Below are 7,395 nucleotides of genomic sequence, written 5' to 3' on the forward strand. Positions count from 1 at the left end.
GCCAGGGTATCCTCCCATGCTTCCGCCGCCCCAGTGGCCAGGGTATCCTCCCATGCTTCCGCCGCCATAGCCCGGATATCCTCCCATGCCTCCGCTTCCATACATCTGTCTAACTTCTTCCATCTAAAGCTCCTCCTCGTAAATGGCAGCTGTTTAGCTGCATGTAAATCTCCTGCTTGTTATACAGGTATATGAATTTTGCCAAAAGAACGTTTCATGTATCATTTTATAAACTTCTTCAGCAGCCAAAACCGCAGCTGCAGCCAATAATTATGATTAATATGAACAAAACGACTATTAAGGCGAAACCTCCGCCAAAACCGTAACCGCCGGCAACACCGTCAGACATCCAATCACTCCATTTCTTCAGGATTTTTCGGGATCCATCCATCTTAAAGTTCCCCTTGATTACTTTGTATCCTATGTAGGCTGCGCGGCAAGTGACCTAATAAAATTTTCAAAAAATCCTTCACATTTATAAGCACATTGAATATATACGGAATAAATTTCCTTAAAAAATCAAGCAAGATTCAGTCAAAACGAATACATGATATCCATGTGGGGTATAAAAAGGGTATTCCAAATTTAGGAGGATGATTATGAAGGCTGTAACGTTTCAGGGAGCAAAAGATATCCAAGTTAAACAAGTGGAAGATCCAAAGCTGCAAAAAAATGATGATATTATTGTACGCATAACATCCACAGCCATCTGCGGCTCTGATCTTCACATCTATCAGGGAGCATTGCCTGCAGTGCCAGGCTATGTTATCGGACATGAACCAATGGGCATTGTCGAAGAAATCGGCCCTGATGTAACCAAAGTTAAAAAAGGAGACAGAGTCGTTCTTCCGTTTAATGTCTCGTGCGGACACTGCCATTACTGTGAAAACCATATGGAAAGCCAGTGTGACAACTCCAATTCCAATCCGCACATTGATACAGGAGGCTATTTCGGCTTTACTGAACGCTACGGAAACTATCCAGGCGGACAAGCAGAATATCTGCGTGTGCCATATGGGAATTTCATGCCATTTGTTATCCCGGAATCTGCCGAACAAGAAGACGAGGCTTTTCTATTTTTATCCGATGTATTGCCGACAGCCTACTGGAGCGTTGAAAATTCAGGAATGAAACCAGGTGATACCGTCGCTGTGCTTGGCTGCGGGCCTGTTGGCCTAATGGCACAGAAATTCGCATGGATGAAAGGCGCCAAGCGCGTAATTGCGATTGACCATGTTCCATACCGGCTCAACCACGCGAAGAAAATGAATAACTCTGAAATCATTAACTTTGAGGATTATGATAATACTGGTTCATATATTAAAGAAATCACAAAAGGCGGCGCAGATGTAGTGATTGACTGTGTCGGAATGGATGGAAAAAAATCCGCTCTTGAAGCAATTGAGCAAAAGCTTAAACTTCAAGGAGGTACCCTGAGCCCTATTCAAATTGCCAAAGATGCCGTCAAAAAATTCGGCACCATTCAGCTGACAGGCGTATATGGCTCTATGTACAATATGTTCCCTCTTGGCAACCTCTTTGAACGGAATATTACTCTTAAAATGGGACAGGCCCCTGTTATTCATTATATGCCCGAACTATTCAAGAAAATTATCGGCAAGGAATTCGACCCTACCGAAATTATTACTCATAAAGTGCCGCTTGATCATGCAAGCGATGCTTACAGTACCTTCTACAACCATCAAGATGACTGCATCAAGGTTGTATTGAAGCCATAAACCACAACCTGCCTCATTGTTGAGGCGGGCTTTTTTTGTACAATCTGCTTGTGTACATGTTGTTATACTCCTAACATGTTACGAAGCACACCACACCATCACCTCCCCTTCCCTTTCGTATACTTTTATACACTATGTAAATAAAAAGTGCGTACTTCTCATAAAGCATTATAGGTAGTACACTTGCTTCAAATAAAATATCCAGATGCTTATTTTCGATGCAGGACGGGTACATTATTTGTGTAAAATAAAACAACTAAAAGAGGAGTGAGCAGCTTGGAATTGCAGCTGGCATTAGATTTAGTAAACATTGAGGAAGCAAAGAAATTGGTCAAAGAAGTCGAAGATCATATTGATATCGTTGAAATCGGCACACCTGTTGTCATCAATGAAGGACTAAGAGCTGTAAAGGAAATAAAAGAAGCTTTTCCTTCGTTAAAGGTTTTGGCTGACTTAAAGATTATGGATGCTGCCGGATATGAAGTGATGAAAGCCTCAGAAGCAGGAGCTGACATCGTAACGATTCTTGGTGCTGCAGAAAACGAATCTATAAAAGGAGCAGTTGAGGAAGCAAAAAAACAAGGCAAAAAAATTCTTGTAGATATGATTGCTGTTAAAGACATCGAAGGTCGCGCCAAAGAATTGGATGAGCTTGGAGCTGATTACATCTGTGTTCATACAGGATACGATCTTCAGGCTGTCGGACAAAATTCCTTCGAAGACCTGATGGCAATCAAACGAGTAGTGAAAAATGCAAAAACCGCTGTAGCTGGCGGCATTAAACTTGAAACTCTTCCAGAAGTCCTAAAAGCTCAGCCAGACCTTGTTATCGTGGGTGGCGGCATTACAGGCCAAGATGATAAAAAAGCAGCAGCTGCAGAAATGCAAAAGCTGATCAAAGGATAATCAGCATGAAAACCACGCAGTATTTTCAGACCATTGTGGAAGAGTTAACCCGCTCCGCAGCACAGCTGCCGGACGAAGAAGCTGAACAGCTTGTCAATAAGATCCTAGAATCAAAAAAAATCTTTGCAGCAGGAGCAGGCCGTTCAGGTTTCATGGCCAAATCCTTTGTTATGCGGATGATGCATATGGGCTTGGATGGTTATGTGGTTGGCGAAACGGTAACTCCCAACTTTGAGAAAGAAGATTTAATCATTATCGGAACAGGTTCAGGAGAAACAAAAAGCCTGCTCTCCCTGGCAGAAAAGGCAAAAAGCATCGGCGGAACCATTGCGGCAGTGACTATCTCGCCGGATTCCTCCATTGCAAGGCTGGCTGACATTGTCATCCAGCTGCCAGGGTCCCCTAAGGACAAAACCAATGAGGATAAGACCACCATCCAGCCTATGGGCTCATTATTCGAACAAACATTGCTGTTATTTTTTGACGCTGTGATTTTGCGTTTTATGGAAAAAAAAGGATTAAATACAACAACTATGTACGGCAGACATGCCAATCTGGAATAAAGCAATACCAGTTAGCACGGTTCTAGGGCCGCATGGGATTTTTCACTGCAGATGAAGCATGAATCTCGCAGCAAAAAAGTGAATTTATATATCAGGGCATTCAATAAGCAGGCAGTTCCTTGCCTGCTTATTGCCTTCTGCAGAAGGATACCTTTACTCTTATTAATAAAGTAAATCCACTGTAACTATTTTAATATAATTTATCTGCTTTAATCTTCAGTAACAAACAAATTTTTTTACTATAATTCCCAAATATCTGGTTACTTTTTGTCCTTTTTAGTGTAAAATAAAAAAAATTAGTTCTAAAGAAGGAGGAAAATTCATGCTGCAGAAAAATGAAATCACTTCAATGATAGATTCAATCCGCCAAAAAATGATTTCATCTGCCAATACCCTCGGACTTGCATCCCCTGAGACAATCAAGCTGAGCCAAGAGCTTGATGAATATATTGCCGCTTACCAGTTTCAGAATAAGCAAAATTGAACCCCTTCCAAACCGCTCCGCTCATCTTCTAACCCCTCATTTTTCATTTTATGTCTTTCTATTTGTCCAAAAGCCATTCCATTCCTGTGATATGAACGTATTCCCCTCTTCCCTTACATAATTAACCTGCTCCTTAATTTAGAAAATGGCTATTATTCCTGCTATACTTATATTCCGTGCTCCATCAGAGCCGCACATATATTTCCAAAAAACGGGCAGAATAAAAATAGAAGCGGAGGGGATGCAGTTGAGGCGTTTCATTCTTCTGATAGGATGCTTGCTGCTCATGTATGCTGTCTTTGTTAAACACTGGGACAGAAATGATTTTGGACATGCTTTTGAAAAAGCGGCAGCACAGATAGCGCAAGCAAAAAACAATCCGGATATTGCAACAGCAATGGATAAAATTTCAGCAGACATTCAGGGAGCACTGGGCAAGCTGGAAAAAACAGCGGATAAGCTCCCCCAGCAGAAAGCTGATTCTGGACAAGCCGCAAAACCTAAGCTAAGCATTCCATCACAGCATATGTTCACCGTTTATAATATAGGGCTTGGGGATTCTAAAGATAAGGTGGAAAAAGAAGCCGGTCCCGCGAAGCGTTCTACTTATAATGAGTATGGAACAAAGTGGTATGCCTATCACAAAAACTATCAAAATTTTATGATGGTCTCCTATGATGCAAATAATAAAGTGACAGGATTATATACCAACCAGGACCTGATTTCCTCTACGAAAAACATAAAACAAGGAACTCCCAAGCAGACTGTTTTAAAGCAGCTGGGTACTCCCCTTGAAAACATCCGAAAAGGCATGGTTTTTTATGAATTCCAAAAAAATCGGGATTATGATGTTTTCCGTGTAGATGGAAGCTATGTAACTGTTTTCTATGATAAGCATAACGACAATAAAGTCACTTCCATACAAATCGTAAACGAAAAGCTTGAAAATCACAAAAAAGGGTTTTATGCGCACAATGACGCAAACCTGGAAAAAGGCTTCGAATACCAGCTATTCGATTTGACCAATGCAGCAAGAGTAAACCATCATCTTAACGTGTTGTCCTGGGATGGTAAAATAAGAAAAACAGCGCTTAAACACAGCGAAGACATGGCGGTCCATAACTATTTTGACCATACAGATCTTAAGGGTCAATCTCCATTTGACCGGATGCACCAAGATAATATTTCTTTCACATCTGCAGGGGAAAACCTGGCTTATGGCCAGTTTTCAAGCATATTTGCTCATGAGGGATTAATGAATTCACTCGGGCACAGGGAAAATATCCTTCAAAAATCCTTTGAATACCTGGGAGTCGGAGTAGCCTTTAATTCAAAGTACCAGCCTTATTACACTGAAAATTTCTTTTCAAAGTAAAGGTAGGACCTTAAATCGGGTGATTTACTGAAAATCAGCTGAACAAATTGGATTTTCCGCCACTCTGCCCGCAGCAAAATTATAAGTGAAAGCTTTCCCGCCAGTTTCGGATAAACCGGCGGGATTTTTCATGCCTATTGTAAATGACGGGCAGGGGGGAAAAACTGCGCATAGAAATCACCCGGCATCAGCCCAATCAACCATGGCATTTGCACATATCTTATAGAGATTTAGAAGGATAAAGGAGCGGTGTTTAATGAACCCTTATGGCTACTATCCGGAATATATTCCGCAGCCAGCACAGCATGTATACTCCCAGCCATTCCCCCAGCTAGAGGAGCAGGTGTATTATAATCGCAGGCCCCCGCAGAACCAAGGGCTTGAAAGAAGAATAAGCGCCCTTGAAGCCCAGAACGAAAACCAGGTTAGAGAGCTTAACCGCTTAAACCAGGAAATACTCAGGCTAAATAAAGAAATTCTGCGCATCAATCAGGAAATTAACCGGCTAAACCAGAATGATGAAGCACATACCCGGCGATTGAACAGATTGAATGTAAGACTGAGGGCTGTAGAACGAAATTTAAAAATTCCTTTTACAGCCTCCGATGATGGATTTTGATCATTATTAAAATTCCTATCTAAAAAAAAAATATCAGCAGGGAATTTGCAGACCCGCCTGCAAAGAAGTCATACGTATTCCATATTTTTTGGAACATGTATGGCTTCTTTCATGTTTAAAATTCACCTTCCCCGCCTTATCTCCCCCACTGAATAAGGAGGGGTAAATATGGCCATGGTTCTTGCATTCCATATTATACGAATCACCAAAATTTCCGCCTCTCCCTCTTTTCTTTGAAAGGGCATGCCTTTGTCTTCCCGAAAAGAAGAAGGATATGCATATGTTACTTTTTCTATTGTTATTGAGGAAAAATTAAGATAAATATTCGATGCTGTCATTATCATAGCTGCACATTCCAATTGTAAATAAAATATAAGGGCGCCTGATGAATCATTGAGTCTGCTGGAGGTATTTGTCTCCTTTGCTTCCAGCTCCCGCGGGGCGTATATCGGGTTTGGAATTCTTGCTTTATGCAGCTTGTTCCTCCTCATTTGACTTCTGACATGATGAAGGTCATTGGAAAAAAGGTATGGCGGATGATTCACTTTCTTTCATTTCCAGGCTATCTCCATCTTTCTCATGTATCTTATGACAGGCGCTGCTCGCTCATACTTTTTGTGCGCATGGGGACTGTAAGTAAAGAAGACAAGCAAAGCCCCGATTCAATAACTGAATGAGGCTTTTTCCTTTTTTAAATTAATCTGCAGATATATACTGCCTGCTGGAGGAGCTTTCCCGGATCATCAGGGTGCACGGGGTAACGACTTTTTTTGCAAGTGTCCGATTCGATTGCATCTGCTCCATTAAAAGATCCACAGCCGCCTCCCCCATGAATTCAGTCTCGACCCTTACAGTAGAAAGCGGGGGATGTATATACTGGGCCATTTCGATATCATTGAAGCTGACAATCGAGATATCCTGCGGCACCCTCACCTTCTTTTCATGCAATGCCCTTAAGGCACCTATGGCCATCGAATCACTTGCAACGAAAAAAGCGGTCGGTCGGTCTGCACAGGCCAATGCCTCACTCATTAATTCAAAACCATCCTCTGCTGTAAAACGCCCCGTCCAAACATAGTCAGGGCGGTATAGTCCCTTTATTGTCAGATATTCATAAAAGGCAGCTTCCCGCTCATCACGGATGGGCTGATTGGACTGTACGTACTCGCGGCCGCCGATATAGCCTATTTTGCTGTGTCCCCCGCTAAGAAGATAATCCAGCACCCCAATCATGGCTTTTCTGATGTCAGGCACCACGCAATCAATACTGTCTGACAAAGCATAGTCCACAAGAACAAAATGAGGGGAAAGATTCCTGAAGCAATCAACATCTTTTTTGCTGTATTTCCCGGCAGCTATTATGCCATGAAGAGATCCTTTAAAATTAGTCCGGTAGCTATCGCTGGTTTTATAGAGCTTCACAAGGTTAATGCCCCGCTCGGCACATGCATTCTCGATACCTAAGCGGATGGATAAATAATAAGGATCCGCTGTCTCCTGATTCTTAGAATACCAATAAAAAAGCCCCACATTCATGACGGCTTTAGCCTGCTGCTTCTGCTGCTTGGCCCTTCGATAATCCATTTCATCCGTAATGGACAAGATGCGGTCTCTCGTATCCGCCGCTACAGAAAGGCTATCATCATCATTTAATACACGTGAAACAGTTGCAATCGAGACTCCTGCCTTCTTTGCAATATCCTTTAATG

Annotated in this window: 9 protein-coding genes; 6 read left to right on the forward strand and 3 right to left on the reverse strand. The window is 42.1% G+C overall.

The features are described from left to right. Positions 1-238 precede the first annotated feature (238 nt). Entirely contained in the window at positions 239-349 is a 111-nt protein-coding gene (locus BIV59_RS20265) for a YjcZ family sporulation protein (protein ID WP_071353283.1), read from the reverse strand. Between the two features lie 250 nt (positions 350-599). On the opposite strand from BIV59_RS20265, the gene BIV59_RS20270 reads away from it, so the two are divergent. The 6 genes from BIV59_RS20270 to BIV59_RS20290 all read left to right on the forward strand — a co-directional run bounded on the left by BIV59_RS20270 (position 600) and on the right by BIV59_RS20290 (position 5,686). Further along, positions 600-1,739, forward strand: coding sequence for a zinc-dependent alcohol dehydrogenase (locus BIV59_RS20270; protein ID WP_071353277.1), 1,140 nt, complete (start codon positions 600-602; stop codon positions 1,737-1,739). A 276-nt stretch (positions 1,740-2,015) separates the two neighbouring features. Further along, positions 2,016-2,645 (forward strand): 3-hexulose-6-phosphate synthase, encoded by a 630-nt coding sequence (gene hxlA / locus BIV59_RS20275; protein WP_071353278.1) that lies wholly within the window; start codon positions 2,016-2,018, stop codon positions 2,643-2,645. Between the two features lie 5 nt (positions 2,646-2,650). Next, positions 2,651-3,208 (forward strand): 6-phospho-3-hexuloisomerase, encoded by a 558-nt coding sequence (gene hxlB, locus BIV59_RS20280; protein ID WP_071353279.1) that lies wholly within the window; start codon positions 2,651-2,653, stop codon positions 3,206-3,208. A 322-nt stretch (positions 3,209-3,530) separates the two neighbouring features. Then, on the forward strand, positions 3,531-3,692 hold the full coding sequence (locus BIV59_RS23010; RefSeq protein WP_083392284.1) for an aspartyl-phosphate phosphatase Spo0E family protein: 162 nt from the start codon (positions 3,531-3,533) through the stop codon (positions 3,690-3,692). A 241-nt stretch (positions 3,693-3,933) separates the two neighbouring features. After that, on the forward strand, positions 3,934-5,067 hold the full coding sequence (locus BIV59_RS20285; RefSeq protein WP_083392285.1) for a CAP-associated domain-containing protein: 1,134 nt from the start codon (positions 3,934-3,936) through the stop codon (positions 5,065-5,067). 256 nt (positions 5,068-5,323) lie between these two features. Further along, on the forward strand, positions 5,324-5,686 hold the full coding sequence (locus tag BIV59_RS20290; RefSeq protein WP_071353280.1) for a hypothetical protein: 363 nt from the start codon (positions 5,324-5,326) through the stop codon (positions 5,684-5,686). Positions 5,687-5,808: 122 nt separating this feature from the next. Here the strand turns inward: BIV59_RS20290 and BIV59_RS20295 are convergent, their stop codons facing one another. After that, a complete protein-coding gene (locus BIV59_RS20295; RefSeq protein WP_139194429.1) occupies positions 5,809-6,177 on the reverse strand; it encodes a hypothetical protein in 369 nt (122 codons plus the stop codon). Positions 6,178-6,382: 205 nt separating this feature from the next. Then, positions 6,383-7,395: LacI family DNA-binding transcriptional regulator (locus BIV59_RS20300; protein ID WP_071353282.1), on the reverse strand; the 1,013-nt coding region annotated here is incomplete at its 5' end.

The organism is Bacillus sp. MUM 13 (assembly GCF_001866725.1).
Taxonomy (GTDB): Bacteria; Bacillota; Bacilli; order Bacillales; family DSM-1321; genus Peribacillus.